Annotated in this window: 23 protein-coding genes; 13 read left to right on the top strand and 10 right to left on the bottom strand. The window is 68.9% G+C overall.

Annotated features, from left to right (window positions below; all coding sequences use genetic code 11):
* Positions 1-3 precede the first annotated feature (3 nt).
* From ACEI37_RS02320 to ACEI37_RS02280, 9 genes are all read left to right on the top strand, one after another.
* Positions 4-936, top strand: a complete 933-nt coding sequence (locus ACEI37_RS02320; RefSeq protein WP_373377139.1) for an ornithine cyclodeaminase family protein — start codon at positions 4-6, stop codon at positions 934-936.
* Positions 937-1,112: 176 nt separating this feature from the next.
* Positions 1,113-1,844 (top strand): TenA family transcriptional regulator, encoded by a 732-nt coding sequence (locus tag ACEI37_RS02315; RefSeq protein WP_373377138.1) that lies wholly within the window; start codon positions 1,113-1,115, stop codon positions 1,842-1,844.
* 25 nt (positions 1,845-1,869) lie between these two features.
* Positions 1,870-3,315: an aldehyde dehydrogenase family protein gene (locus ACEI37_RS02310; protein ID WP_373377137.1), complete on the top strand. Its 1,446-nt coding sequence runs from the start codon at positions 1,870-1,872 to the stop codon at positions 3,313-3,315.
* 29 nt (positions 3,316-3,344) lie between these two features.
* Positions 3,345-3,824, top strand: a complete 480-nt coding sequence (locus ACEI37_RS02305) for a heme-binding protein (protein WP_373377136.1) — start codon at positions 3,345-3,347, stop codon at positions 3,822-3,824.
* A 21-nt stretch (positions 3,825-3,845) separates the two neighbouring features.
* Positions 3,846-4,847: a 2Fe-2S iron-sulfur cluster-binding protein gene (locus tag ACEI37_RS02300; RefSeq protein ID WP_373377135.1), complete on the top strand. Its 1,002-nt coding sequence runs from the start codon at positions 3,846-3,848 to the stop codon at positions 4,845-4,847.
* Between the two features lie 71 nt (positions 4,848-4,918).
* Positions 4,919-5,629, top strand: a complete 711-nt coding sequence (locus ACEI37_RS02295) for a GntR family transcriptional regulator (RefSeq protein WP_373377134.1) — start codon at positions 4,919-4,921, stop codon at positions 5,627-5,629.
* Between the two features lie 108 nt (positions 5,630-5,737).
* On the top strand, positions 5,738-5,914 hold the full coding sequence (locus ACEI37_RS02290) for a hypothetical protein (protein WP_373377133.1): 177 nt from the start codon (positions 5,738-5,740) through the stop codon (positions 5,912-5,914).
* A gap of 259 nt (positions 5,915-6,173) precedes the next feature.
* Positions 6,174-7,664 carry an amidase gene (locus ACEI37_RS02285; protein ID WP_373377132.1) on the top strand — a complete coding sequence of 497 codons (1,491 nt, stop codon included), beginning with the start codon at positions 6,174-6,176 and terminating at the stop codon, positions 7,662-7,664.
* A 44-nt stretch (positions 7,665-7,708) separates the two neighbouring features.
* Entirely contained in the window at positions 7,709-9,013 is a 1,305-nt protein-coding gene (locus tag ACEI37_RS02280; protein ID WP_373377131.1) for an MFS transporter, read from the top strand.
* Positions 9,014-9,038: 25 nt separating this feature from the next.
* Here ACEI37_RS02280 and ACEI37_RS02275 read toward each other — a convergent pair whose 3' ends face one another.
* The 8 genes from ACEI37_RS02275 to ACEI37_RS02240 form a co-directional block, all read right to left on the bottom strand.
* A complete protein-coding gene (locus ACEI37_RS02275) occupies positions 9,039-9,809 on the bottom strand; it encodes a sulfite exporter TauE/SafE family protein (RefSeq protein ID WP_115701393.1) in 771 nt (256 codons plus the stop codon).
* Positions 9,806-10,837 carry a phosphate acetyltransferase gene (pta, locus tag ACEI37_RS02270; protein ID WP_373377130.1) on the bottom strand — a complete coding sequence of 344 codons (1,032 nt, stop codon included), beginning with the start codon at positions 10,835-10,837 and terminating at the stop codon, positions 9,806-9,808. Before pta ends, ACEI37_RS02275 begins: the two co-directional genes overlap by 4 nt.
* Positions 10,838-11,058: 221 nt before the next feature.
* Positions 11,059-12,825: a sulfoacetaldehyde acetyltransferase gene (gene xsc, locus ACEI37_RS02265; RefSeq protein ID WP_115683707.1), complete on the bottom strand. Its 1,767-nt coding sequence runs from the start codon at positions 12,823-12,825 to the stop codon at positions 11,059-11,061.
* 397 nt (positions 12,826-13,222) lie between these two features.
* Positions 13,223-14,398, bottom strand: coding sequence for a cytochrome c (locus ACEI37_RS02260; RefSeq protein ID WP_373377129.1), 1,176 nt, complete (start codon positions 14,396-14,398; stop codon positions 13,223-13,225).
* Positions 14,399-14,438: 40 nt separating this feature from the next.
* Positions 14,439-15,296, bottom strand: a complete 858-nt coding sequence (locus ACEI37_RS02255) for an ABC transporter ATP-binding protein (RefSeq protein WP_373377128.1) — start codon at positions 15,294-15,296, stop codon at positions 14,439-14,441.
* Positions 15,290-16,351 carry an ABC transporter permease gene (locus ACEI37_RS02250; protein ID WP_373377127.1) on the bottom strand — a complete coding sequence of 354 codons (1,062 nt, stop codon included), beginning with the start codon at positions 16,349-16,351 and terminating at the stop codon, positions 15,290-15,292. The genes ACEI37_RS02255 and ACEI37_RS02250 overlap by 7 nt, the downstream gene beginning before the upstream one ends.
* 4 nt (positions 16,352-16,355) lie before the next feature.
* Positions 16,356-17,372, bottom strand: a complete 1,017-nt coding sequence (locus tag ACEI37_RS02245) for an ABC transporter substrate-binding protein (RefSeq protein WP_373377126.1) — start codon at positions 17,370-17,372, stop codon at positions 16,356-16,358.
* Positions 17,373-17,411: 39 nt separating this feature from the next.
* Entirely contained in the window at positions 17,412-18,509 is a 1,098-nt protein-coding gene (locus ACEI37_RS02240) for an LLM class flavin-dependent oxidoreductase (protein ID WP_373377125.1), read from the bottom strand.
* Between the two features lie 193 nt (positions 18,510-18,702).
* On the opposite strand from ACEI37_RS02240, the gene ACEI37_RS02235 reads away from it, so the two are divergent.
* The 3 genes from ACEI37_RS02235 (at position 18,703) to ACEI37_RS02225 (ending at position 22,250) form a co-directional block, all read left to right on the top strand.
* Positions 18,703-19,914, top strand: a complete 1,212-nt coding sequence (locus ACEI37_RS02235; RefSeq protein WP_373377124.1) for an acyl-CoA dehydrogenase family protein — start codon at positions 18,703-18,705, stop codon at positions 19,912-19,914.
* 108 nt (positions 19,915-20,022) lie between these two features.
* Positions 20,023-20,640, top strand: a complete 618-nt coding sequence (locus tag ACEI37_RS02230) for a cysteine dioxygenase (protein ID WP_373377123.1) — start codon at positions 20,023-20,025, stop codon at positions 20,638-20,640.
* Complete coding sequence (locus ACEI37_RS02225; protein ID WP_373377122.1) at positions 20,637-22,250, top strand: rhodanese-related sulfurtransferase; 1,614 nt, start codon at positions 20,637-20,639, stop codon at positions 22,248-22,250. Before ACEI37_RS02230 ends, ACEI37_RS02225 begins: the two co-directional genes overlap by 4 nt.
* A 22-nt stretch (positions 22,251-22,272) precedes the next feature.
* Here the strand turns inward: ACEI37_RS02225 and ACEI37_RS02220 are convergent, their stop codons facing one another.
* Positions 22,273-22,632, bottom strand: a complete 360-nt coding sequence (locus ACEI37_RS02220; RefSeq protein ID WP_373377702.1) for a type II toxin-antitoxin system PemK/MazF family toxin — start codon at positions 22,630-22,632, stop codon at positions 22,273-22,275.
* A gap of 5 nt (positions 22,633-22,637) precedes the next feature.
* Positions 22,638-22,856, bottom strand: a complete 219-nt coding sequence (locus ACEI37_RS02215; protein ID WP_373377121.1) for an antitoxin of toxin-antitoxin stability system — start codon at positions 22,854-22,856, stop codon at positions 22,638-22,640.
* Between the two features lie 309 nt (positions 22,857-23,165).
* Here ACEI37_RS02215 and ACEI37_RS02210 point away from each other — a divergent pair, with 309 nt between their 5' ends.
* On the top strand, positions 23,166-23,576 hold the full coding sequence (locus tag ACEI37_RS02210) for a cobalt-zinc-cadmium resistance protein (RefSeq protein ID WP_373377120.1): 411 nt from the start codon (positions 23,166-23,168) through the stop codon (positions 23,574-23,576).
* Positions 23,577-23,788 lie beyond the last annotated feature (212 nt).

Here is a 23,788-nt window from a genome sequence, read left to right as displayed (position 1 = left end):
TCCATGCAGCACATCACTGATGCCATGATCGATGCCCATGTCACGCCGGAAGCGGCCCTCGACGTCATGGCGTCCGCCTTTTCCAGCTTCGGGCGCGGCGATGCCGCGATGCAGGCGCGGATCCGCACTGAGGCGGGCGGCGTCAAGCTGTCGACGCTGGGCGCGGTGATCCCGCAGCAGGGCGTGGCCGGGGCCAAGGTCTACACCACCATCAACGGCCAGTTCTCCTTCGTCATCCTGATCTTCTCGTCCGAAGACGGCCGTCCGCTCGCTTCGCTCGACGCCGGCGCCATCACGCGGCTGCGCACCGCGGCCTGCACCACGCTGGCGGCGCAGCGGCTGGCCCGCGCCGGCGCGCGCACGCTGGCCCTGTTCGGTGCCGGCACGCAGGGCGCGCAGCACGCGCGCCAGCTCAGCGCCACGCTCGGGCTCGAGCGCATCCTGGTGTCCGATCCGCATGCCGACGCCGGCATGCCGGAACGGCTGTCGGCGCAGTGCGGCATCCCCGTGACGCTGGCCGAGCCCGATGCCGCGGTGGCCGAGGCCGACATCATCGTCACGGCCTCGCGCGCGACCACGCCGCTGTTTTCCGGTGCGGCGATCCGGCCCGGGGCGTTCGTCGCCGCGATCGGCTCGAGCCTGCCGCACACGCGCGAACTGGACGATACCGCGCTGCGCCGCGCCGCCGCCGTGGTGGTGGAGTGGCGGCCGCAATCGACGCGCGAGGCCGGCGATATCGTGCTGGCCGGTCCCGGCGCGCTGCCGCCGGAAAAGATCGCCGAACTGGCCGACGTGGTGCTCGGCAAGGTGTCGCCGCGGCGGCGCGATGACGACATCGTGATCTACAAGTCGGTCGGCGTGGGGCTGGAAGACGTCGCACTGGCGGGATACGCGTGGTCGCGCATCGCGGGCGACGCGGATCGCCGCGCTAGCTGACGCTCGCCGCCTGGACGGGCTCGGGTAAACACTGATGTGGATGAGTCAACAGAGCCCTTGTCGTCGCGGATTGACTGTATATAGTATACAAACATGCCGGGGCTGCTCCGAAGCGAGCTTAGCTCCGGCATCCCACCCATCGCATCGCCCCACATCGCCAACCAGGAGCCCCCGTCATGGCCGAACTGATGAACCGCGAAGACTTCCGTGCCGCCCTCGAAGAAGCCATCAAAGGCAAGAGCGCCAACCAGGCGCCGTTCAGCGTGGCCTGGGCCAGCGGCAAGCTGACCCGTGCCCATCTCGCGCGCTGGGCCGAGAACCACTACCACTACGTCGGACCGTTCGCGGATTATCTTGGCTACATCTATGCGCGCACGCCGGACCGCTATACCGAGGCCAAGGACTTCCTGCTGGCCAATATGTACGAGGAGGAGATCGGCGGCGATCGCCACACCGACCTGCTGATCCGTTTTGCCGAAGCGTGCGGCACCACGCGCGAGCGCGTGATCGACCCGGACAATATGTCGCCCACCACGCGCGGCCTGCAGAGCTGGTGCTACGCGGTGGCGATGCGCGAGGACCCGATCGTGGCCGTGGCCGGCCTGGTGGTGGGACTGGAATCGCAGGTGCCGTCGATCTACCGCAAGCAGACGCCGACGCTGCGCGACAAGTACCAGTTCACCGACGAAGAGGTCGAGTTCTTCGACCTGCATATCGTCTCGGACGAGATCCACGGCGAGCGCGGCTACCAGATCGTGCTGGAGCACGCCAATACGCCGGAACTGCAGCAGCGCTGCCTGAAGATCTGCGAGATTGGCGCACAGATGCGGCTGCTGTACACGACCGCGCTCTATCACGACTACGTCGAGAAAGAGCTGCCGCTGCCCGAACTGGACATGGCGGCCTGAGCGGCGCCACGCAACGGGATCGACGATGACTGTGTTCCTCAACCATATCGACGGCGAATGGACGGCCTGCCAGTCGGGCCGGACCTTCGACAACGTCAACCCGGCCGACACCGCCGACCTGGTGGGCCGCTTCCAGGCCTCGTCCGCGGTGGATGCGCAGGCGGCCGTGGCGGCTGCGGCCGCGGCCGTTGCCGGCTGGAAAAAGACGCCGGTCGGCAAGCGCGCCGCCATGCTCAATCGCGCCGCCGACCACCTCGAAGCCAATGCCGACAGCATCGCGGCCGAATTGACGCGCGAGGAAGGCAAGGCGCTGGCGCTGGCGCGCGACGAGGTGCTGCGCTCGGCCCAGACGCTGCGCTTCTATGCCGTGGAAGGGCAGACCTTCACCGGCGAGGTGTATCCCAATGACGATCCCGACCAACTGGTCTACAGCCAGCGCGAGCCGCTCGGCGTGGTGACGGTGATCGCGCCTTGGAACTTCCCGGTGTCGATTCCCGCGCGCAAGATCGCGCCGGCGCTGGTCACCGGCAACACGGTGGTGTTCAAGCCGTCGTCCGAGGCGCCGCTGTCGGGCTACCGGCTGGCCGAGGCGCTGGTGCAGGCAGGGCTGCCCAAGGGGGTGCTCAACTTCATCACCGGCAGCGCGGGCGAGATCGGCGCCGCCATCACCGAGGCGCCCGCGGTGCGCGCGATCTCGTTCACCGGCTCGTCACGCGCGGGCGAGCAGATCCACCGGGCGGTGCCGCTGACCACCCGCACGCAGATGGAGCTGGGCGGCAAGAACCCGTTGATCGTGATGGAAGATGCCGACCTCGACCGCGCGGTGGACCTGACCATCAAGGGCGGCTTCTCGCTGTCGGGGCAGGCGTGCACGGGAACCAGCCGCGTGCTGGTGGCCGAATCCGTCAAGGCGGCATACACCGAGCGCCTGCTGGCCAGGGTTGCCACGCTCAAGGTCGGCAGCGGCATGACGCCGGGCATGGACCTGGGGCCGCTTGCCTCGGCCCGCCAGCTGGAGACGGTGCTGCGCTACCTCGACATCGGCAAGGCCGAGGCGACGCTGCTGTGCGGCGGTGCGCGGCTGACCGGCGGCGATTATGACAAGGGTTACTACGTCGCGCCGACGGTATTCACGGACGTGACGCCGCAGATGCGGATCGCGCGTGAAGAGATCTTTGGCCCGGTGATCGCCATCCTCGGCTTCACCGACTACGCCGACGCCATCGCCAAGGCCAACGATACCGAGTACGGCCTGGCCGCGGCCATCGTCACCAGCAACCCGCGCCACATCCACCACTTCGCCAACGACATCGAGGCGGGCACGGTCAAGATCAACCGCACCACCACCGGCAACCTGGTCAACGCGCCCTTCGGCGGGGTCAAGCGGTCGAGCACGTCGACCTTCCGCGAATCGGGCCGCACCGGGCTGGAGTTCTATACGCAGGTCAAGACTGTCTATCGGGGCGCATGAGCTGCGTCCCGCAGCAAGGAGTCATCGTGATGAAGAAAGCCATCAAGCTGGAACTGCGCGAAGCGCGCCACATGGTTGCCGCCGCGATCCGGCGCTCGGAAGAGATCGGCGTGCTGGAGTCGATCTGCGTAGTCGACGAGGGCGGTTATCCGCTCGCGCTCGAGCGCATGGACGGCGCCCGCATCACCGGGCCGCAGATCGCGTGGAACAAGGCGTTCACCGCCGCGGGCCACAAGCGCTCGACGCACCTGTTCACCACGCCGCCGAACGGGCCGGCGCTGCCCGGCAACGAGGCCTTCGGCATCCAGTGGAGCTTCGAGGGCAAGTTCGCCGCCTTTGTCGGCGGCTTCCCGATCGTGGTCAACGACGAAGTGATCGGCGGCATCGGCTTGTCCGGCGGCAACGGCGAGCAGGACACGCAAGCCGGCCTGGCCGCGCTGCAGGCGCTGGCCGAACTGCTGGCACCGCAGGAGCTGCGGGTGCTGGTGCAGGCCGACATCAAGAAGTAAGCACGCTTGCCGGGAGGTTCCATGTCGTACCGCATCCAGGTCGCCGAAACGGAGCAGGTCTTCTTTGTCGAGCGCGGCGAGACGCTGCTGCAGGCGGCGCAGCGCGCCGGCGTTGCCTTGCGCCACGACTGCCAGCTGGGCGGCTGCGGCACCTGCCGCATCCGCCTGCTCGATGGACAGGTGCGCTACGACGAGGAACCGTTCGGCCTGGCCCCCGACGAGGCCGCGGCCGGTTACGCGCTGGCGTGCACGGCGCAGCCGCAGGCCGACCTGGTCATCAGCACGGCGCGCGACGACGAGGCCTGCGCCGAACCGGCGCGCCATCGCGCGGTGGTGCGGGCGCTGCGCCCGCTGTCGGCCGATGTCATGCACGTCGAGCTGGAGGTGCCCGACGCGGGTGCGCTGGACTACCGGCCCGGCCAGTATTTGAAACTGTTGAGCGGCGACGGGCTCGCGCGCAGCTTCTCGATGGCTTCGGTGCCGCGCGACGGGCGCATCGACCTGCACGTGCGGCGCATTCCCGGTGGCGCCTTTACCGATGGCATCCTGCCGCGCATGCGCGCCGGCGATGCGATCGAGGTCGAGCTGCCGCTGGGCAGCTTCTTCTACCGCGCCAGCGACTACCGGCCGCTGCTGATGGTGGCCACCGGCACCGGCCTGGCGCCGATCAAGGCGATCCTGGAATCGCTGATGGACGATCCCGATTGCCCGCCGGTGTCGTTGTACTGGGGCATGCGGCAGGCGCAGGACCTGTACCTGCACCGCGAGATTCCGGGCTGGGGCGAACGGCTCTACGAGTTCCGCTACGCGCCGGTGCTGTCGCGCGCCGGCGCGGACTGGCAGGGCCGGCGCGGCTATGTGCATGACGCGGCCCTGGCCGACCTGGGCGACCTGAGCGAATACGCGATCTACCTGTGCGGCTCGCCCGACATGATCCGTGACGCGCGTGCCGCCTTCATCGCGCATGGGGCCAGTCCCGAGCGCCTGTACGCCGACAGCTTCACGTTCCAGCACCCTTGTTAAGACATGGCGGTATGGCATAAATGGCTGGTATACAATGACGCCAGCCTTTCCGCTTACGCCTCTGCCGACCCATGTCCCTCACTCCGTCCCCTGCAGTGCCTGCCGAGCCGCTGAGCCTCGGTGCCAGCCACTCGCCGCTGTTCGCCCTTGTCACCGACAAGCTGCGCGAAGGCATCCTGAACGGCAAATATGCGCCGGGCGAACGGCTGGTGGAGAACAAGCTCTCGGCGGAACTGGGCGTATCGCGCATCCCGGTGCGCGAGGCGCTGCGCGCGCTCGCCAGCGAAGGGCTGGTGGTGATCGAGCCGCGCCGCGGCGCGACCGTGGCCAGCCTGTCGCCAGTGATTGCGCGCGAGATGGTAGAAGTGCGCGCCACGCTGGAGGGTCTTAACGCCAAGCTTGCGGCGCAGCGGCGCGACCCGGCGCTGGTGGCGGAGCTGGAAACCGTATTGCGGCAGGGCATGGAGGCCGCGGCGCAGGGCCGCGCGGATGAGCTGCTGGCGCTCAATACGCGCTTCCACGAGGTGCTTGGCAACATCGCCGCCAACAGCGTGTTGCAGGAAATGATGCGTTCGCTGCGCGAGCGCACCGCGGTGCTGTTCGGCCCGGCCAACGTGGTGCGCGCGCGCCAGAACTGGGACGAGCACGCGCAGATCCTGCAGGCGGTGATCGCCGGCGACGCCGACCTCGCGGCACTGCTGGCCGCGCGCCATGTCTACAGCGCCGCCAAGGCAGCTGACCTGCCGGTGGGCGGGCAGGGCAGCGCGGCGCAGGCTGCCTGAGCGTTTAAGCTTGCATTGATTCCCGCCCGCAGGGCATGCCCTGCCCCGATATGACGCAGTGCACCAATTCAGTGTATACTGTAGTCATTCAAGGTTACGAGATTTGCCATGCAGTCGCCCGAACAACGCTACCTTTCTCAACCCGTCGGCCAACAGTTACTGGGCCACTTTGCCGCGCGCGACGCGGTGCGCCATGCCACGCCGCTGCTGCCGCTGCGGCTGCGCGATATCGGTCGCTTCTTCCTTGCGCTGGGCGGCCGGGCGCCGCGACGCGGCCATTGCTGACCCATACTGAATGACCGCGCGGCGGAGCCCCGCCGCGCGGCCTTGTTGTTCCCGCCTTCCTCCCTGGCACGCGTCCTGCGGGCCGTTCTTCCCTGTCATCCCAGAAAACCGGCGCACGCCGCTTGCATGGCGCCCGTGCGCATTGTCCTTGCACTGCGCGCGATACGGAATATAGTATACCAAAGCAGTCGAAGTAGACCTGAGCCCCTCATACGCCCCCACCGCGCCGCACGAGCGCGGATCAAGACAAGGAGCCGATGTGAACCTGCCGGACTGGACGACTGGCGGCTTTCCGCCGCTATGGGAGGTGGCGCAGCGGCTTGCCGCTGGCACGGTTTCGTCGGAGCAACTGGTGGATGCCTGCGAGGCGGCGCAGCGGCAATGGCACGGCATCATCAACGCGCTGGTGCTGTGGGATTTCGATGCGGCCCGCGCGGCGGCGCGCGACAGTGACCGGCGCCGTCGTGCCGGCCAGGCACGCGGCGTGCTCGACGGCGTGCCGTTCTCGGTCAAGGAGTCGTTCGACGTCGCCGGCTGGCCCACCACCTGCGGCAATCCGGCCCTGCGCGGGCACGTGGCCGGGCGCGACGCGGTGGTGGTGCAGCGGCTTCGCGACGCGGGCGCGATCTTGCTCGGCAAGACCAACGTCCCGCTCGGCCTGCGCGACTGGCAGAGCTACAACGCCATCTACGGCACCACGCGCAACCCGCACGATCCCACGCGCACGCCGGGCGGCTCGTCGGGCGGCAGCGCCGCGGCGGTCTGCGCCGGCCTGTCGTTCTTCGACGTGGGTTCCGACATCGGTTCCTCGCTGCGCAATCCGGCGCACTACTGCGGCATTTTCTCGCTCAAGCCGAGCCACGGGCTGGTGCCGCTGGCCGGCCATGGCACTGGTGCCGCGCGCTTCGGCGAGCAGGACATCAATGTCGCCGGCCCGCTGGCGCGCAGCGCGCGCGACCTGGAACTGGTCTTGCGCGTCATCGCGGGCCCGGACGGTGACGACGCGCTGCCATACCGCTTGCAGTGGCCGGAATGCCCGCACCGCCGGCTCGCCGACTTCCGCATCGCCGTGCTGCCTACCCATGCGCAGGCGGAAGCGGATGGCGAGGTCGCCGCACAGATCGAACAACTGGGCCACTGGCTGGCGGAGCAGGGTGCCCACGTCGGCTGGCACGAACGGCCGGACTTCGACGCCGGCGAGCTATGGCATGCCTACGTGACGCTGCTGCGCGCCACCACCTCGGTGCACATGGATGACGCCGCCTTCGCCGATGCGCTGGCCCGCAGCGCCACCGCCACCGCCGGCGATCAAGACTACGCGACCCTGCAGTACACCGGCGCGACGCTGCGCCACCGCGACTGGCTGCGCCTGCAGGTGGCGCGCGAACGCTTTGCCGCCGCCTGGCGCAGCTTCTTCACCCGCTACGACGTGCTGCTGTGCCCGGCCGCCGCCACTACCGCGTTTGCGCTCGACGAGGCCGGCGAGCCGTGGCAGCGCACGCTCACCGTCAACGGCCGCCCGCAGCCGATGACCACGCAGTTGTTCTGGGCCGGCCACTCCGGGCTGTGCGGGCTGCCTTCTGCGGTGGCGCCGATCGGCCCCGGTGCCGGCGGATTGCCGGTCGGCGTGCAGATCGTCGCCGGCCGCTTCCAGGATCTCACCGCCTTGCGTTTTGCCTGCCTGCTGGAGGAAGCGGGCTATGCGTACCGGACGCCAAGGCCGCCGCAGTCCGCGGCGCACCGCAACTGACCACTACCAACCACAACACATCACACACCACAGGGGAGGGGATCATGTTCGATTGGTTCCGTGATTTGTCGCGCATGGAGCGCAAGGGATTCTATGGCGCGTTCCTGGGGCATGCCGTCGACGTGTTCGACTTCATGATCTATTCCTTCCTCATCTCCACGCTGCTGTCGCAGTGGGGCATGAGCAAATCGACCGCGGGGGCGATCGTCACGTGGACGCTGGTGTCCTCGCTGGTCGGCGCGATCGGCGCGGGGATCCTGGCGGATCGCTACGGCCGCGTGCGCGTGCTGCGCTGGACCATCATCGTATTCGCCGGCGCGTGCTTCCTGTGCGGGCTTGCGCAGTCGCCCGAGCAGCTGATGGTCTTCCGCATGATCCAGGGGCTGGGGTTCGGCGGCGAGTCGTCGCTGTGCATGGTGCTGGTGACCGAGATGATCCGCAACCCGGCGCACCGCGGCAAATACTCTGGCTTTACCGCCAGCAGCTATTCCTTCGGCTGGGGCGCGGCGGCGATCGTGTATGCGATCACGTTCAGCGTGCTGCCGGCGGAGACGGCATGGCGCGTCTGCTTCTTCCTCGGCATCCTGCCGGCGCTGGTAGTGATCTACCTGCGCCGCAACCTGGAAGAGCCCGAGATCTTCCTGAAGAGCCGCGCCGCCGGCACCCAGGGCTCGGCGCTGGCGGGGCTGGGCCGGCTGTTCCGCGGCCCGCTGCTGGCCAAGACGCTGCTGTGCAGCCTGCTGTCCGGCGGCATGCTGGGCGCTTACTATGCCATCGCCACGTGGCTGCCGACCTTCCTCAAGACCGAGCGCGGGCTGTCGGTGTTCGGCACCAGTTCCTACCTGACGGTCACCATCATCGGCTCACTGGCCGGCTACGTGGCGGGCGCCTATGCCACCGACCGCTGGGGCCGGCGGCTGACGTACATCGTCTTCGCCGCGGGCGCGTTCATCGCCGCGCTGGTCTACATGGTGATCCCGGTGTCCAACACCTCCATGCTGTTCCTCGGCTTCCCGCTGGGCGTATTGATGCAGGGCGTGTTTGCCGGCATCGGCGCGACCATCGCCGAGTCCTATCCCAACGATATCCGCGCGACCGGGTACGGCGTCTCGTACAACGCCGGCCGCGTGATCGGCTCGCTGTTTCCGCTGTCGGTGGGATGGCTCAGTTCAGGGCACACCTCGCTGCCGACCGCGATCGCAATTGTCGCGGGGGTCGGCTATGCGATGGTGGTGGTGGCCGCCGCGCTGCTGCCCGAAACCACCGGCATGGACCTCGAGCAGGCTGGCGGCAGTGGCGGCAAGGAAGACGCCGCGCCGCTGGGGCGGCCGGCGGGGACGGTGGCCTGAGAGCGAGGGGGACTGTGCCGGCGCCTCAGCGCACCCACGCCGATATCGCCGGCAGCATCAAACTGACCCCGATCCCGATCAGCACCCCGAACGCGACGCGACGAGTCGTGGTCGGCGAGAACGGCGGCGGAAAGCGCCGACCCAGCAGCGTGGCAATCACCACCACCGGCACCCCGACCGCGGCCTGCAGCCAGATCGCGGCGTCGAGTTGACCCTGCCACGCCGAGAACAGCGTGCGCACGGAAGAGGTCACGGTGAATACCAGGATCAGCGCGCAGCGGATTTCCACCGGCTTCATCGGCTGCCGGTAGAACTGGAAGATCAGCGGCGGCCCGGAGACGCCGAACATGCCGCTCAGCAAGCCGCCGAAGACGCCGCTCATGAAGAAGCTGCCGTCGCCTGAACGTTGCGGCAGCGGCTCGGGTTTGAAGGCGGCGCTGAGGCCGCCGTACAGGATCACCGCGCCCAGCAGCAGCTGCAGCAGCGTGGCCGCGGTGCTGCTCAGGTATTCCAGCACCAGCACGCCGACCAGCACCGAAGGCAGGATGCCGATCGCCGCAGCGCCCACGGCGCGCCAGTCGATGTGCTGGAACTTGCCGGGCAGCGCGCAGGCGCTGTTGGCCAGCGTTACCAGGCTGACTACGGCGGCCACGGTGGCCACCGGCGCCAGTCCCAGCCCGCTGGTGGCGCCCATCACGATCATGCCGAGGCCAAAGCCGGTCACCGTCTGGAAATAGGTGCCGGCACCGAGCAGGGCTTGCAGGCCCAGCAGCGGCAACAACAATTCCGCTTTCATGCCGCCTGCTCGCCTTTGGTGGCCTGTGCCGCGACGGCCTGCGCCTGGACCACCGTGACGGCGATCACATGGAACACGTCGTCGGCGCTGCAGCCGCGCGAGAGGTCGTTGGCCGGCTTGTTCAGGCCTTGCAACATCGGACCGATGGCCTTGGCGCCGCCGACGCGCTCGGCCAGCTTGTAGCCGATATTGCCGGCCTCCAGGCTGGGGAACACCAGCACGTTGGCGTGGCCATTCACCTGCGAATGCGCGACCTTGCGCGCGGCGATCTCGGCGACGATGGCGGCATCGAGCTGCACGTCGCCGTCGATGGCCAGGCCGGGGCGCTGCGCGCGCACGCGCTCGGTAGCGGCCACGACCTTGTCCACCGCGGCGTGGTGGGCGCTGCCGCTGGTCGAGAACGACAGCATCGCCACGCGCGGCTCGTCGTTCAGCAGCGCGCGCGCGCTGTCGGCGGCGGCCATGGCGATATCGGCCAGCGCCTCGGCATCGGGGTCTACCACCAGGCCGCAGTCAGAAAAGATCAATCCGCCCTTGAGCGTGTGGAACGGCTCGCACAGCATCATCAGGAAGAAGCTCGACACCAGCCGGAAGCCGGGGGCCAGCCCGATCAGCTGGATCGCGTTGCGCACGACGTCGGCGGTAGTGTGGGCGGCGCCCGCGACCGAACCGTCGGCATGGCCCAGGCGCACCATCAGGTTGGCGAAGCACAGCGGGTCCAGCACAGTGCGCTTTGCTTCCTCGAGCGTCATGCCCTTTTTCTGGCGCAGCGCGAACAGTTGCTGGGCGAATGAGGGCGTGAGCGCCGAGGTGGCGGGGTCGACCAGCGTCATGCCGTCCAGTGCGATGCCGTGGATGGCCGCGGCGGCGTTGATCTGGCGCGGATTGCCAACCAGCACGATGCGCGCAATGCCTTCCTGCGTGGCGCGTTGCGCGGCCTGCAGGATGCGCGGGTCGTCGGCCTCGCACAGCACGATGCGGCGAGGTGCGGCGCGGGCGCGGTCGATGATGCGGAGGATGGGTTTCATGGTGGTTGGCTCGGTAAAACTGAAAAAAGGGCCAGCGTCCGACGCTATGCCCTTGGTGTTCTCCCCTCTCCCGCTTGCGGGAGAGGGGCCGGGGGTGAGGGCAGGCGCTCGCCATGCTGAAGCCTCACTTCGTGGCCGCTCCGGCCCTCACCCCAACCCTCTCCCGCAAGCGGGAGAGGGAGTACGCCCATCGCAAGCGATGCGCCTGTGCAAGCTCGGACTCAGACGTAATCCTTGTACTTGTCCAGGTAACGCACCGGCTTGGCCAGCGCATCGCGGCGGAACGGGTCGCCCAGCTCGCGCGTGCACATGATCTCGATGATGGTGGTCTTGCCGTGGTTCATCTGCAGGTCGATGGCGCGCTTCAGTGCCGGGCCCACGTCTTCCAGGCGGTCGACCACGATGCCTTCGGCGCCCATCGCCTTGGCGATGCCGGCGAAGCTCTGGTTGTCGAGCTCGCCCGCGACGAAGCGGCGGTTGTAGAAGTCCACCTGGTTCTTCTTCTCCGCGCCCCACTGGCGGTTGTGGAACACCACCGCGGTCACCGGGATGTTGTGGCGCACGCAGGTCATGGTTTCCATCAGGCTCATGCCCCAGGCGCCGTCACCGGCGTACGACACGGCCGGGCGATGCGGTGCCGCGACCTTGGCGCCGATGATAGTGGGGAAGGCGTAGCCGCAGTTGCCCCAGCTCATCGCCGCGAAGAAGCTGCGCGGCTTCTCGAAGCGCAGGTAGCTGTTGGCCACCGAGTTGATGTTGCCGATGTCGGTCGACACCATCACGTCTTCCGGCATGGCCTTTTCCAGCTCGCGCAGCACCTGGCGCGGATGCAGGTAGTGGCCGCCGGTGGGCGTGCGCTCGTTCTTCTGCTCTTCGATCATGTCGAGGCTGTACGGGTCGCGCTCGTGCGTCCAGTCGTCCAGCTCCTTCTCCCACGCCGCCTTCTCGTTGGCGATTTCGGTGGCGCGGCCGTCGCGGGTCGCGTCGCAGGCCAGCGTGCGGCCGGCCAGGCGCTGGGTCAGCGCGATCGCGGCGGCCTTGGCGTCGCCGCAGATGCCGACCGAGATCTTCTTCACCAGGCCCAGCATCTTGTGGTCGGCGTCGATCTGGATGATCTTGGCGGTCTTGGGCCAGTAGTCCATGCCGTGCTGCGGCAGCGTGCCGAACGGCCCCAGGCGCGAGCCCAGCGCCACCACCACGTCGGCGCGCGAGATCAGCTTCATCGCCGCCTTCGAGCCCTGGTAGCCCAGCGGGCCGCACCACAACGGGTGGCTGGCCGGGAACGAGTCGTTGTGCAGGTAGCTGTTGACCACCGGTGCGCCGAGGCGCTCGGCCAGCGCCTTGCATTCCTCGATGGCATCGGCCATCACCACGCCGCCGCCCGAGATGATCACCGGGAACTTGGCGTTGGCCAGCAACTCGGCCGCTTCGTTCAGGCTCTGCTCGCCGCCGGGGCCGCGGTCGAGATGCTGCGGCTTCGGGATTTCGGCGGTGATCTTGCCGTAGAAGTGGTCGCGCGGGATGTTCAGCTGGGTCGGGCCCATTTCGGCCTTGGCGCGGTCGAAGCAGCGCGCCGTGAACTCGGCCATGCGCGCCGGGTTGGTGACGTGGCCCTGGTACTTGGTGAACTCCTGGAACATCGGCAGCTGGTTGGCTTCCTGGAAGCCGCCCAGGCCGATGCCCATGGTGCCGGCCTCGGGGGTGACGATCACCACCGGGCTGTGGGCCCAGTAAGCGGCGGCGATCGAGGTCACGCAGTTGGAAATGCCGGGGCCGTTCTGGCCGATCACCACGCCGTGGCGGCCCGACACGCGAGCGTAGCCGTCCGCCATATGGCCGGCGCCTTGCTCGTGCACCACCGGGATCAGGCGGATGCCGGCCGGCGCGAAGATGTCCATCGCGTCCATGAAGGCCGAGCCCATGATGCCGAACATGTCGGTCACGCCGTTGGCGGCCAGCGTTTCGACAAAGGCTTCGGACGGGGTCATGGTCTGCGGGCCGGCGGGCACCTGGTCTTTCGCGGCGGCCGAGCCACCGGAAACGGCGGGCTGCTTGGTGGTTTCGAGGTCGCGCATGGCGTTGTCTCCTGATGAGGGTGTTATAAAGTGGAACAAGGCGTTCCGGAAAATTGCTTGTTGGGGGAAATGTAGGCGGAAGACTTCCGTTGGTCAATAGGAAGTTTTGGTTTACGGAATGAAATTAACGAAAAAATGAGACAAAAAGCCATTTCGAGTGCTTCATGAGGCATTCAGGAGCTCTGGCATGAGGCGTTCGACCTCGTGCAGCTACCCGCCGGGCGCAAAAGGCCCAGCGTCAGCTGTAAAAAAATGGTGAAGGTCGAGCGGATGGACCGCACGCGGATCGGTGCGGGCCGGTGACGGCAGCTCAGTGAATGAAGCCGCCCTTGACGAAGCGGACGGGCTCGGCGTCCATGCGCAGAAGCAGCGCTGTCAGCCCGTCGGTAACCGCGGCGGGCGCGCCTTGCGTGCCGGCTTGCGGACCGGACACGCACACCAGGTCTGCGTCGGACCATGGCCGGTCTGGCGTGCCGCGCGCGCGCAGCCAGCCGGCGCGGTCCGCCAGCAGTTGGGTGCCGGCCAGGTGCGCAGGCGGCCGGCCAGAGATGGCTGCGATGGCTTGCCATGCCTGCGCGGAGGCCGCGGTGCAGCCAGCGCGGAAGCGCGGCACCTGCGCCGGCGGGCGGCCGTCGGGCGTGACCAGCACGGTCAGGAAGCGCGGATCGTCGAATGGCAGCGCGGTGCCGCTGTCGACCGCCACCAGCCGCACGCGCTGCCCGCCGCGCCAGGCGGACAGGGCCATCGGCGCGGCGTCGGCGCAACGGACCGTCATCTCAGGCAGTTGCAGCGGCACCGGCCAGTTGCCGTCGCCGCCGCTGCCCGCCGACAGCGCCTTCATGTAGTCGATCACGGCCCAGGCCTCGGCATCGCCAAGCCGGTCGCGGAAGGCCGGCATGGTGGGTTGCCCGAGCCGGTCGCGCATGCCGGCCAGCACATGCCAGAACAGCTCGCCGTCGGCGCGCCGCGCCAGCAGCGGGCTGGCCAGCGTGGGCGGCCACACTGCCAGGCCGGCGGCGAGCGGCCCTTCGCCGCGTCCGTCCGTGCCGTGGCAACTGGCGCAATGCTGCGTATAGACGCGCGCGCCCAGGGTAATGGTGTCGACGGAAAAACGCGCCGGGCTGGTGTGAAAGCTGGTGGGCGCGGCCGGCACCCACAGCAGCGAGATGCTGGGCCACGGCGCCGCCACCAGTGCCAGCGCACCGGCGGCGAGCAGCACGCCGCGACGGCGGCGCCAGGCCAGCGCCAACGCCACGGCCAGCACGGCAACGGCCAGCGCGCACAGGGTCAGGCCGAGCTGGCGTGCCAGGCCCAGGTCGATCAGCAGGGTTTCGCCGGCCACGCGTCGCGCCCACGGCCAGGCGGGCTGGCCGTGGCTGTCGCCGGTCAGGCCCAGCGCATGCCAGAGCGACAGCAGGCCGCGCTGCAGCGCCTCGACCAGCACCAGCAGCGCATTCAGCCAGGCCTGCGGCGGCAGGCCGCTCATCGGGCGGCCAGCGCGGGGAAGTACGGCGCCACGCGTGTCATTACCAGCTGGCGTCGAGTCCCAGGTGGCGCAGCGCCTCATGGCGCAATGCGGTCAGGCGCGGATCCCCGCGATGGCGCGGATAGGGCAGGTCGACCCGCAGCTCGGCCGCGATGCGCGCCGGGCGCTGGCTGAACACGATCACGCGCTGCGCCAGGAACAGCGCCTCTTCCACGTCATGCGTGACCAGCAGCGCCGAGAAGCGCGAGCGCTGCCACAGCTCGACCAGCTCGCTCTGCATCGCCAGTCGCGTCAGGGAATCCAGCTTGCCCAGCGGCTCGTCCAGCACCAGCAGCCGCGGCTCGTTGACCAGCGCGCGCGCCAGCGCCACGCGCTGCGCCATGCCGCCGGACAGCTGGTGCGGGAAGGCGCGCGCGAACGATTCCAGCCCGACCCGGCGCAAGGCGTCGTCGACGCGATCGCGCTGCTGCGCGAGGATGCCCTGTGCCTGCAGCCCGAGCGCGACGTTGTCCCAGACCCGGCGCCACGGGTACAGCGTGGGGTCCTGGAACACCACGATGCGCGAGGGATCCGGCTCGGTAATCGGCGCGCCATCCTGCAGGATCTCGCCCGACGTAGGCTGGTCCAGCCCCGCGACCAGCCGCAGCAGCGTGGATTTGCCGCAGCCGCTGGGGCCGAGCAGGGCGACGAATTCGCCCGGCGCCACACCAAGGTCGACGTTGTCAAGGACCTGCAGCCGCTCGTTGCCCTGGCCGAACCAGTGGCTGACCTGCCGGATATCGATACGGGCGCCGGTCGGCACTCCTGCGTCTTCGCTCTGCGCGTAGCGGGAAAGGGAAGCCTGCTTCGCGCGCGGAAAAGATCCCGATGACTTCAACCGCTCCACCACGCTCACCATTTCACCGTCCCCTTCTGCCAAGACAACACGCGGTCGCGCGCGGCGAACAGCAGCGTGATCACGCCCGAGAACAACAGCGCCATCACGATCAGCGCCGCATACATGTTGACGTACGAGGCCCAGCCCTGGGCCCAGGTCAGGTACCAGCCGAGGCCGGACTTCACGCCCATCATTTCCGCGGTGACCAGCACCGAGAACGAAGCGCCGAGCCCCATGAACAGGCCGACGAACACCTGCGGCAGCGCCGCCGGGATCGCCACGCGCAGCACCAGGAACCAGCCCGATGCGCCCAGCGTGCGCGCGACGTCGTAATAGCTCTTGTTGACGCCGGCCACGCCCGACCACGTCAGCACCGCGACCGGGAACGCCGTGGCCAGCGCAATCAGGAACACCGCGGCGGAATAGCTGGACGGAAAGAAGTAGAAGGTCAGCGGCAGCAGCGCGGTCGATGGCAACGGCCCCAGCACGCGGAGTACCGGATGCACCCAGTAGCCGATGCGCCGCGACCAGCCGATCGACACGCCCACCAGGAAGCCCGCCAGACCGCCATACGCGACACCCAGCCCCAGCAGCTTCAGCGTGTTCAGCGCACTCTCGCCCAGCCGCGGCCAGTCGTCCGCATACACCTCGATCAGCGCCTGCGGCGGCGCGAAGAACGGCGTGGGCAGGATCGCGGTCTTGGCGGTCAGGATTTCCCAGGCCGACAGCGCGACGGGCAGCGCCACCAGCCACGGGCCGGCGGTGCGCAACGCCGCCAGTGGACGTTGCGCGGCCCGGGCCCGCTGGCCGGCGAGCGCCACCACGGCGAGCACGGCCGCGCCCGCCAGCGCCGCGATGCCAAGCTCCGCGGTATAGGCCCAGTCGCTGAAGCCAACTGCCTGGTTGGGCCATCGCCATGTCAGCGCACCGAACGCTGCCCACGCCAGCGCGGCAAGGATGCCGGTGGCCCAGATCGGGCCGGCGTGGCGGGATGCGGCTGCGGTTGCGTACGGTGCGGGCGCAGCGGAGGACGGGCGCCCGAGACCTGGCTCGAACGCGCTTTGGCTTGTGGTCATGGCATTACCCCAGCACGTTGGCGTAGACATGCTGCGCCAGGCGTTTGGCATCGGTGGACTTCTTCAGCACGCCGATGCGGCGGAAATCGTCGGCATAGAACGCGATCTCGTCGCGCAGGTCGACGCCGGTCGGGTGGTGGGTGTAAGTCAGCGTGGCGTAGAGCTTGCGCAGGTCATCCGGGCGGATCTTGGGGGAATACTTCGCAAACACCCTGGCGGCTTCGTTGGGGTTCTCGTTGACATAGTCGGTGGCCTGCACGATGGCGCGCGCCAGCGACGTCGCCGCGGGGCGGTCGTTGCGCACCAGTTCGCCGCGCGCGCCGACCACGCAGCAGACCTTGCGCGCGTACTCGCCGGTAAGGTTGGTGGCCAGTTCCACGTAGGCGCCGTTGGTGCGCTTTTCCAGCAGGTAGAGATTAGGGTCGCCGTCGGCGATGGCCTGGATCTCGCCCTTGTCGACCGCCACGCCGAGCAGGTCGGCCGGGTACTGGCGCCACGTCACGTCCTTGTCGGGGTCGATGCCATTCTTGGCCAGCAGGATGGTGAAGAAGTGCTTGCCGGGCGCCGCCAGGTCGCTGACGCCAACGGTCTTGCCCTTCAGTTGCTGCAGCGTGGTGACGCCCGCGGCCTTCGATCCCACCAGCCGCACGCAGCCGCCATGCGAGCTGCCGATGATCTTGACGTCGAAGCCGGCCTCGAGCGGCTTGAGCCAGCGGTGGATCATGCCCACCGCGGCATCGGCCTTGCCGGTGGCGATCGATTCGAGCAGCTGGTCGGTGGAGCCGCTGTAGTTGATCAGGTCGACCTGCAGGCCGTTCTTCTCGAAGAAGCCTTTCTCCTGCGCCACCACTACCGGTGTCAGGCAAAAGGAATTCTGGTTCCAGGCAAAGGTCAGTTTGCGCGGCGCCGACCAGGCCTGCCGGCCAAGGATCAGCGCGGGCGCGGCCACGGCCGCGGCGCCGGCAAGGCGCAGCACGCGGCGTCGTCGCGGGTCGGCATGGTTGCTGTGGTTGTGGCTCATGTGGGATTCTCGTCTTCGTGGTGTGGTGTGGGGGTGCGTTCAGGCGGCCTGGCGCTGTGTCCCTTGTGCGGCGTCGTGCTGGGCCACCAGGGCACGCACGCGCGGGATCAGTTCGCGGCCGTAGTCGATGGCGTCTTCCAGCGGATCGAAGCCGCGGATCAGGAAGGTGGTGACGCCCAGCTCGTAGTAGGCCAGCAGCGCCTGCGCGACCTGCTCGGGCGTGCCGACCAGCGCGGTGGAGTTGGAGCGTCCGCCGGTCTCGCGCGCAATCGCGGTCCACAGGCGCTGGTCGACGCGATCGCCCCGGTCGGCCGCTGCCAGCAGGCGGCGAGCCCCCTCGCTCTGCTGCGGGCCGCCGCGGCTGTAGCCGGCCTGCACGCGCAGCGCGCGGGTGCGTTCGAGAATGCGGTCGGCGCGCGCCCAGGCCTGGTCTTCGGTCTCGGCCAGGATCGGCCGGAACGATACCGAGAAGCGCACCGTGCGGCCGTGGCGCGCGGCTTCGGCGCGCACGCGCGTAGTCAGCTCGCGCACCTGGTCGAGCGACTCGCCCCACAGCGCGTAAACGTCCGCATGCTTGCCGGCTACGGCCAGCGCGGCGGCCGAGGCGCCGCCGAAATAGATCGGCACATGCGGCTGCTGTGCCGGCTTGACCTCGGAGAAGCCCTGCGTAAAGCGATAGAACTGGCCTTCGTGGTCGAACGGCGTGGTCTCGGTCCAGATGCGGCGAAGGATGTGCAGGTACTCGTCGGTGCGCGCATAGCGCTGGTCATGGTCGAGGAAGTCGCCGTCGCGCTGCTGCTCGCTGTCCGAGCCGCCGGAGATGAAGTGCACGCCAAGGCGGCCGCCGCTGAACTGGTCGAGCGTGGCGATCTGGCGCGCAGCCAGCGTCGGCGCGGTAAAGCCGGGGCGGTGCGCCAGCATGAAATGGATGCGCTCGGTCACGCTGGCGGCGTAGGCAATGGTCAGCGTTGCCGACGGACCGGTGGAGTGGTGCGGCACCAGGATGCGGTCGAAGCCGGCCTGCTCGTGCGCCTGGGCAAATGCGCGCACGTAGTCGCGATCGATCACCGGGCCTGACGGGGGATGGATCTCGGATTGCTTCTGGCTCTGGATCATGCCGATGAAATCGACGCTCATATGCGTTCTCCTGGAAGTCGGTGTCGGGTTGGATTGGGCTGAGGCAGAAAGTACGACAGCGGCGCGCCTGCGCTAACGAATAAAAACGACGCTCCATATTCAATAAGCATCGTTTTCGCCGGGCGCCGGCGGCGCTACGCTAGGCGGCATTCGGTGCGCACCGCGCGCTCATCTCTTACCGGAGTCTTGCTTCATGTCCCTGACGTCTGCCCAGCGCCGGCTGCCTGCCAGCGATGCGCGCCTAGGCGAGGTGCTGTCGGTGCTGTCCGCGCGCTTTGCCGCCGCTGCCGGCGCGCACGATGCAGCGGCCAGCTTCCCGCACGACAACTTTGCGCAGCTGCACGCCCATGACCTGATTGCGCAGGTGGTGCCGCGCGCTCATGGTGGCGGCGGCGCGGGCCTGGTGCAGGCGCGCCGCATCGTGGCAGCGCTGGCCGGCGGCGACGCCGCGACCGCGCTGGTGCTGACCATGACCTACCTGCAGCATCGCGCCATTGCGCGCGCCGATTCGCACTGGCCGGCGGCGCTGCGCGAGCAGGTCTTCGCCAGCGCGGTGCAGGAGGGCGCGCTGATCAATTCGCTGCGGGTGGAACCGCAACTGGGCTCGCCCGCGCGCGGCGGCCTCCCGGCCACGGTGGCGACGCGCGTGGCCGACGGCTGGCGCGTCAGCGGCCGCAAGCTGTACAGCACCGGCATCCCCGCCTTGCGCTGGCTCGCGGTGTGGGCGCGCACCGACGAGCCGCAGCCGCGCGTCGGCGTGTTCCTGGTGCCGGGCCCTGCGTCGGGTATCGCCGGCGTGCGCATCGTGGAGAACTGGAACCACCTTGGCCTGCGTGCCTCGGGCAGCCACGAGACCGTGCTCGACAATGTCTGGATCCCGCCGGACCACGCCGTCGATATCCGTCCGCCCTCGGCGTGGGCGCCGGCCGGCGCCAGCCAGGCGGACGCAGACGCCAATGCGGACCAGCAGGCCTGGATGGTGGTGTTGCTGGGCAGCCTCTATGACGCGGTGGCGCGCGCGGCGTCGGCGTGGCTCAACGACTTCGTGCGCGAGCGCGCGCCCGGCAGCCTGGGCGCGCCGCTGGCGACGCTGCCGCGCGTGCAGGAGGCCGTCGGCGAGATCGCCGCGCTGCTGCGCGTCAACCAGGTGCTGCTCGACGATGCCGCGGCGCGCACCGACGCGGGTGCTCCGCCGGCAAGCGCCGACAGCGGCCTGCTGAAGTTCACCGTGACCGGCAACGCCATCCGCGCGGCGGAGCTGGCCCTGCAGCTGTCGGGCAACTACGGGCTGAGCCGCAACCACCCGCTCGAGCGCCACTATCGCGACGTGCTGTGCAGCCGCATCCATACGCCGCAGAACGATTCGATCCTGCTCGCCGCCGGGCGCGCGCAGCTGGGCGTGTAAGCGCCGCCGCGCCCGCCATGCTATGTTTGCGGGGCCAGCGCCCCGCAGAGGGCCGCGCGGCTGGCCCCGGCGGCCGGCAACCACAACGAGACACTCCGGAGCATTCCCATGGGCAGTTCCCCCGATCCCAACGCGCTGGCGCCGCTGCGCGATTTCATCACCGGCCTGGCCGCGCTGCTCGACCAGCATCCCGACGAGCCGCGCATCCTGCGTGAAGGCGGGGCGTTGCTGGCGACGCTGGTTGCGCGCGATGACTGGCTGCCCGAGGCGTGGGCCCAGCCGCACCCCGAGTACTACCAGCAGCACCTGCTGCATTGCGATTCCGCCGAGCGCTTCTCCATCGTCAGCTTTGTCTGGGGACCGGGCCAGCGCACGCCGATCCACGACCACACCGTGTGGGGCCTGATCGGCATGCTGCGCGGCGCGGAAGACGCGCAGGCGTTCGCGCTCGACGCCGCCGGGCGTCCGGTTGCCAGCGGCGCGAGCGTGCGCTTGCTGCCAGGGCAGGTCGAAGCCGTGTCGCCGGCCGTGGGCGATATCCATCGCGTCAACAACGTCTACGACGACCGCGTCTCGGTCAGCATCCATGTCTACGGCGCCAATATCGGCGCGGTGCGCCGCTCGGTCTACACCGAGGATGGCACCCGCAAGCCCTTTGTCTCCGGCTATTCCAACCAGACCCTGCCCAACCTGTGGGACCGCTCCCGCGAACTTGCCCAGTCATGACCAACGTTTCCGCTACGCCGGCCTTTCCGACGGTTTCTCCCGAAGCCGTGCGCAACGCCTTGCGCAACCGCGACGAGATCGCACTGATCGACGTGCGCGAGGAAGATCCCTTCGCTCAGCAGCACCCGCTGTGGGCTGCCAACTTCCCGCTATCGCGGCTGGAGCTGGACGCGTGGGCGCGCATCCCGCGCCGCGATAGCCTGGTCGTGGTCTACGGCGAGCATGCCGGCGCTGACCTGGCGCCACGCGCGGCAGCCGTGCTGCAGGGCCTGGGCTATACCCGCGTGCATCTGCTCGAAGGCGGCCTGCGTGCGTGGATCGATGGCGGCGGTGAAGTGTTCCGCGACGTCAACGTGCCGAGCAAGTCGTTCGGCGAAGTGGTCGAAGCCGCGCGCCATACGCCGTCGCTGGCGGCCGAGGAAGTGCAGGCATTGATCGACAGCCGGGCCGATGTGGTGATCGTCGACGCGCGCCGCTTCGACGAGTACCAGACCATGAGCATCCCCACCGCCACCAGCGTGCCGGGCGCCGAGCTGGTGCTGCGCGTGCGCGAGCTGGCGCCCGATCCGCGCACGCGCGTGATCGTCAACTGCGCGGGCCGCACGCGCAGTATCATCGGCACGCAATCCTTGGTGAACGCGGGGATCCCGAACCCGGTGGCGGCGCTGCGCAACGGCACCATCGGCTGGACCCTGGCCGGCCAGCAGCTGGATCATGGCGCCAGCCGCCGCGCCCCGGCCACGGTCAGCGATGCCAACCGCGACAGCGCCCGCCGCGGCGCGCGCGAGATCGCCGACCGGGCCGGCGTGCGGCGCATTGCGCTGGCACAGTTGGACACGCTGCAGACGCCTGGCCGTACGGTGTACCGCTTCGATGTGCGCACACCCGAGGAATTTGCCGACGGCCATCTGCCGGGTTTCGTCAACGCACCGGGCGGGCAACTGGTGCAGGAGACCGACCACAGCGCGCCGGTGCGCGGCGCGCGCATCGTGCTGGCCGACGACGATGACGTGCGTGCCAGCATGACGGGCTCCTGGCTGGCACAGATGGGCTGGGAGGTATGGGTGGTGGAACCGGTGGCCGCGTCGGCGCGTAGCGAAACCGGTGCGGTGGCCGCGCCCGTGCCAACGCCAGCGCCCGTCGCCAACGTCGGCACGGCGCAGCTGGCTGCGTGGCTGGAGGCAGGCGACGGCAGCACCGCCGTGCTGGATTTCACTACCAGCGCCAACTACGTCAGGCGCCATATCCCGGGCGCGTATTTTGTCATTCGCGCCCAGCTGGCCGACGCGCTGGCCCGCATCCCGCGGCCGCAGCGCTACGTGCTCACCTGCGGCAGCAGCCTGCTGGCGCGCTTTGCCGCCGCCGACCTGCGGCGCCTGACCGATGCGGAGATATTCGTGCTGGAAGGCGGCACCCAGGCCTGGATCGCCGCGGGGCTGCCGCTGGAGAGCGGCGAGACGCGCCTGGCCTCGGACCGCACCGACCGCTATCGCCGTCCCTATGAAGGCACCGACAACCCGCGCGAGGCGATGCAGGGCTACCTGGACTGGGAATTCGGCCTGATCGCGCAACTGGAGCGCGACGGGACGCATGGGTTCAGGGTGGTGTAGGGCGTCTGCGTCGCGGCAACACCTACAGCCGCAGCAGCAGGCGCATGGCCTCTTCCACCTTGCGCAGGTGATTGGGCGCCAGCGTCGCCACCGGGCGGCTGCCCATGAAACGGCGATTAGATATCGCGCGGACCTGGTCGATCAACAGGTCCGTTTCATGGGCCAGCCCCGGCAGCTTCCCCAGCGCCACGCGCAGCGGAAAGCAATCCTCGGACTCGGTCTGTGATGTCCCGGGCACGACGATCGTAGTCGGATGGCCGGCATCGTTGAGCAGATCGGTCTGCAGCACCAGCGCCGGCCGGTTGCGCTTAGCCGGCTCTTCCCGGTGGCTCTGGGGATTGAAGTCCACCTCCCAGACCTGTCCCCGCCTCAGCTTAAGCAATGCCGTCATCCGGCGGTGCTGTCCATCTCTTCGTTGGCAGCCAGGTGCTTCGCCCCTAACTTGCGCGACAGCATCGCGATACGGTTGGCCATCTCGCGCTCGTTTTTCTCGCGGACGGCGTCGCGGATATAGTCCGATGTCTTCTGGCCCGCCGCAGTCGCCAGCGCGCGGGTTTGCTCAGCCAGTTCTTCGCCTGCGCGGAATGACAGGGTCGTGCCTTGCATGAGTGGCTCCGACAATGGGTAATACGCAATTATAGCGCTCATTTGTCACTCGTTCCTGTATTACGAAATTGCAGACGATACCCTGCGCCGCTTGGGCGAAAGGTGAAAGAAGCCTACGGAGACGGGCAATGGCGGGAAAGGGGAGGAGTCTGAAAGACGTGAAAGGCGCGCACTCTCTCTACAGCAAGGGAACGAACGTAACGATTCCCTGTCAATCGTAATCGTTCAGTTACAATGCTGTCCTGCAGCATCCCTGGTAGCCCCGCAACACCCCTGGCCACCGGCGATGCCGTCAATGCCCCCGACCCAATGCGACTGTTGTTCCTGCTGCTGACTGCCATGTGCTTGTCGCTGCTCTCCTTCGGAGCAGCGGCGGACGCGCGCGCGGCGTTGCCGGGGACGCAACAGGCGGGGGTGGACCTGATCGACATGGCGGCGTCCCAGCCTGTCGACGATCTGGGCCGCATCGTTGTGCCCGGCGACGACGGGCTGCACGACGACGATATCTGCGATGACCCGCCCCCCGGGTACTGCAATATCTGGTCGGCCGACCTGCTCGATCCGCTCGACCTGCTCGACGAGATCGAAGAATCCAGCGCGCTGTTTGCGTTGCCGCCGGTGAAGCTGCTGCTGCCCAGCGGTGACGTGGCCCAGCGCCCGCCCGGCCGCGCCGACCCGCCGCCTTCGGCCTTTTTCCGGCCGCCCATAGCCCAGGCCTGACCGCTTTCCTGCGCCCGCACCGTGCGCGCTGCCGCATGCAGCCGCCCAGCCGCGGGCCGCGCCCCTTTGCCTGATATCGCCAGCCTGCCTGCCGCCTGACCGCGCCGGCATGCCGCCGCCGTTGTGCGTCCTGCCGTGATTGCGTCCCCGTGACAGCGTCACCCGGGGCGGGCGGCAGCGTGGCGAGAGGCAGACGTATCGCTTGCTTTCCC

It is taken from the genome of Cupriavidus nantongensis, assembly GCF_041726985.1.
GTDB lineage: Bacteria > Pseudomonadota > Gammaproteobacteria > Burkholderiales > Burkholderiaceae > Cupriavidus > Cupriavidus nantongensis_A.
This window is presented reverse-complemented; position numbering and strand designations above follow the sequence as displayed.

Bases quoted from the DNA above. Each gene is read 5' to 3' on its own strand.
- ACEI37_RS02245 (WP_373377126.1), bottom strand. From the start codon at position 17,372: ATGAGCCACAACCACAGCAACCATGCCGACCCGCGACGACGCCGCGTG.
- ACEI37_RS02210 (WP_373377120.1), top strand. From the start codon at position 23,166: ATGCGACTGTTGTTCCTGCTGCTGACTGCCATGTGCTTGTCGCTGCTC.
- ACEI37_RS02260 (WP_373377129.1), bottom strand. From the start codon at position 14,398: ATGAGCGGCCTGCCGCCGCAGGCCTGGCTGAATGCGCTGCTGGTGCTG.
- pta (WP_373377130.1), bottom strand. From the start codon at position 10,837: ATGAAACCCATCCTCCGCATCATCGACCGCGCCCGCGCCGCACCTCGC.
- ACEI37_RS02305 (WP_373377136.1), top strand. From the start codon at position 3,345: ATGAAGAAAGCCATCAAGCTGGAACTGCGCGAAGCGCGCCACATGGTT.
- xsc (WP_115683707.1), bottom strand. From the start codon at position 12,825: ATGACCCCGTCCGAAGCCTTTGTCGAAACGCTGGCCGCCAACGGCGTG.
- ACEI37_RS02235 (WP_373377124.1), top strand. From the start codon at position 18,703: ATGTCCCTGACGTCTGCCCAGCGCCGGCTGCCTGCCAGCGATGCGCGC.
- ACEI37_RS02225 (WP_373377122.1), top strand. From the start codon at position 20,637: ATGACCAACGTTTCCGCTACGCCGGCCTTTCCGACGGTTTCTCCCGAA.
- ACEI37_RS02215 (WP_373377121.1), bottom strand. From the start codon at position 22,856: ATGCAAGGCACGACCCTGTCATTCCGCGCAGGCGAAGAACTGGCTGAG.
- ACEI37_RS02280 (WP_373377131.1), top strand. From the start codon at position 7,709: ATGTTCGATTGGTTCCGTGATTTGTCGCGCATGGAGCGCAAGGGATTC.
- ACEI37_RS02315 (WP_373377138.1), top strand. From the start codon at position 1,113: ATGGCCGAACTGATGAACCGCGAAGACTTCCGTGCCGCCCTCGAAGAA.
- ACEI37_RS02295 (WP_373377134.1), top strand. From the start codon at position 4,919: ATGTCCCTCACTCCGTCCCCTGCAGTGCCTGCCGAGCCGCTGAGCCTC.
- ACEI37_RS02230 (WP_373377123.1), top strand. From the start codon at position 20,023: ATGGGCAGTTCCCCCGATCCCAACGCGCTGGCGCCGCTGCGCGATTTC.
- ACEI37_RS02255 (WP_373377128.1), bottom strand. From the start codon at position 15,296: ATGGTGAGCGTGGTGGAGCGGTTGAAGTCATCGGGATCTTTTCCGCGC.
- ACEI37_RS02300 (WP_373377135.1), top strand. From the start codon at position 3,846: ATGTCGTACCGCATCCAGGTCGCCGAAACGGAGCAGGTCTTCTTTGTC.
- ACEI37_RS02240 (WP_373377125.1), bottom strand. From the start codon at position 18,509: ATGAGCGTCGATTTCATCGGCATGATCCAGAGCCAGAAGCAATCCGAG.
- ACEI37_RS02275 (WP_115701393.1), bottom strand. From the start codon at position 9,809: ATGAAAGCGGAATTGTTGTTGCCGCTGCTGGGCCTGCAAGCCCTGCTC.
- ACEI37_RS02310 (WP_373377137.1), top strand. From the start codon at position 1,870: ATGACTGTGTTCCTCAACCATATCGACGGCGAATGGACGGCCTGCCAG.
- ACEI37_RS02250 (WP_373377127.1), bottom strand. From the start codon at position 16,351: ATGACCACAAGCCAAAGCGCGTTCGAGCCAGGTCTCGGGCGCCCGTCC.
- ACEI37_RS02320 (WP_373377139.1), top strand. From the start codon at position 4: ATGCAGCACATCACTGATGCCATGATCGATGCCCATGTCACGCCGGAA.
- ACEI37_RS02290 (WP_373377133.1), top strand. From the start codon at position 5,738: ATGCAGTCGCCCGAACAACGCTACCTTTCTCAACCCGTCGGCCAACAG.